The organism is Paraburkholderia sp. (assembly GCF_035501035.1).
Lineage (GTDB): Bacteria > Pseudomonadota > Gammaproteobacteria > Burkholderiales > Burkholderiaceae > Paraburkholderia.
Genome location: NZ_DATJWR010000078.1, coordinates 1 through 2321 on the forward strand (window position 1 = coordinate 1; position 2321 = coordinate 2321).

A 2321-nucleotide genomic window follows, 5' to 3' on the forward strand; every position below is an offset into this window, starting at 1 on the left:
ATCCGCCATCCGCTTCATCTCCTCACGTTCCTTGCCGACCGCCCTTACCTTGATCAGCATCAGCTCGCGCTCGATGTGGGCGCCCTCGGTAAGGTCGACCACTTTCACCACCTCGATCAGGCGGTTCAGATGCTTCGTGATTTGTTCGATCACGTCGTCCGAGCCAATGGAAACGATGGTCATGCGCGAGAGCGAACGGTCTTCGGTCGGCGCCACCGTCAAGGTTTCGATGTTGTAGCCGCGTGCGGAGAAGAGGCCGACCACGCGCGAAAGCGCGCCCGGCTCGTTTTCCAGCAAAACGGAAATGATGTGTCTCATGATGTAATCCGCGATGTATCCAGTGTGAGCGTGGTGGCCGCCCTTCCCCGCGAACCCGCGCGCCCGTTGTGTGGACGCGCGCCGCGCGAAGTCGGAACGGCGCCGTGCAATACCGTTAGAGGTCTTCCGAGCCGAGCAGCATCTCGGTGATGCCCTTGCCGGCCTGTACCATCGGCCAGACGTTTTCGGAAGGGTCGGTCTGGAAATCGAGGAATACCGTGCGGTCTTTCAGGCGCAGCGCTTCCTTGAGCGCCGGCTCGACGTCCGCCGTCTTTTCGATCCGCATGCCGACGTGTCCATACGCTTCGGCGAGCTTCACGAAGTCAGGCAGCGCATCCATGTAGGAATGCGAATAGCGCTTGCTGTATTCGATCTGCTGCCACTGGCGGACCATGCCGAGGTAGCGGTTGTTCAGCGAGATGATCTTCACGGGCGTGTCGTACTGCTTGCAGGTCGACAGCTCCTGAATGCACATCTGGATCGAGCCTTCGCCCGTGATGCACAGCACGTCGTCGTCCGGGTGCGCCATCTTCACGCCCATCGCCGCCGGCAGCCCGAAGCCCATGGTGCCGAGGCCGCCCGAGTTGATCCAGCGGCGCGGCTGGTTGAAGCGATAGAACTGCGCGGCCCACATCTGGTGCTGGCCGACGTCCGAGCACACGAACGCGTTGCCGCCCGTGAGCTCCCACGCCTTTTCCACCACGTACTGCGGCTTGATGATGTCGGTGCCGCGGTCGAACTTCAGGCAGTTCTTCTCGCGCCAGCCTTCGATATCCTTCCACCAGGCGGCGAGCGCTTCCGTGTCCGGACCGTGCTCGGCGTGCTGAAGCTGCTCGATGAGTTCCTTGAGCACTTCCTTCACGTCGCCGACGATGGGGATATCGACCTTCACGCGCTTCGAAATCGACGACGGGTCGATGTCGATGTGAATGATCTTGCGCGGACGCGAAGCGAAGTGGCCCGGGTCGCCGATCACGCGGTCGTCGAAGCGCGCGCCGATCGCGATCAGCACGTCGCAGTGCTGCATCGCCATGTTGGCTTCGAAGGTGCCGTGCATGCCGAGCATGCCGAGGAACTTGCGGTCGCTCGCGCGATAGCCGCCAAGGCCCATCAGCGTGTTCGTGACCGGGTAGCCGAGCAGGTCGGCGAACTGGTTCAGTTCACGCGACGCATCCGCGAGGATGATGCCGCCGCCGGTATAGATATACGGACGCTTGGCCGAAAGAAGCAGCGAGACCGCCTTGCGGATCTGCCCCGAATGGCCTTTGGTGACCGGGTTGTACGAGCGAAGCGCTACGTTCTTGACCGGTTCATATGTGCACGGCGCCTTCGACACGTCCTTCGGAATGTCGATCAGCACGGGGCCGGGGCGGCCGGTGCGCGCAATGTAAAAAGCTTTCTTGACGGTGGCAGCGAGATCGCGTACGTCCTTCACGAGGAAGTTGTGCTTCACGCAGGGACGCGTGATGCCGACCGTGTCGCACTCCTGGAAGGCGTCCTGACCAATCGCGGCGGTAGGCACCTGGCCGCTGATGACCACCATCGGGATCGAGTCCATGTAGGCCGTCGCGATGCCGGTCACCGCATTGGTGACGCCGGGGCCCGAGGTCACGAGACACACGCCGACCTTGCCGGTCGAACGCGAGTAGGCGTCGGCCGCGTGCACGGCTGCCTGTTCGTGGCGCACGAGGATGTGCTGGATTTTGTCCTGCTTGTACAGCTCGTCGTAAATGTAGAGCACCGAGCCGCCGGGATAACCCCAGACGAATTCGACCTGCTCGTCGGCGAGCGCCTTCATCAGCACGGTTGCGCCGATGCAGTGGGTGTTGCCTTGAGGGTCAGAATCTTGCGAGGAAGGGGAAACCGACGTGGAGAATTCCGCGCTGGGCATATTCATCATTCACCTTTCGAATTTTCGGCAAAAAATTGATCGGGTGCTCTCTGCCGGGCTTGTGGCTCGGGTTCAAGCGGCGCGTCCAGTTGACAGATGAGCCTCATGGGCC

Annotated in this window: 2 protein-coding genes; both read right to left on the bottom strand. The window is 62.0% G+C overall.

Features of this window, described 5'->3' with window-relative positions; translation table 11 throughout:
• The coding region (gene ilvN, locus VMJ11_RS05525; protein ID WP_325617750.1) for an acetolactate synthase small subunit at window positions 1–318 on the bottom strand (318 nt) is incomplete at its 3' end.
• A gap of 115 nt (window positions 319–433) precedes the next feature.
• On the bottom strand, window positions 434–2215 hold the full coding sequence (locus VMJ11_RS05530) for an acetolactate synthase 3 catalytic subunit (protein ID WP_325617752.1): 1782 nt from the start codon (window positions 2213–2215) through the stop codon (window positions 434–436).
• Window positions 2216–2321 lie beyond the last annotated feature (106 nt).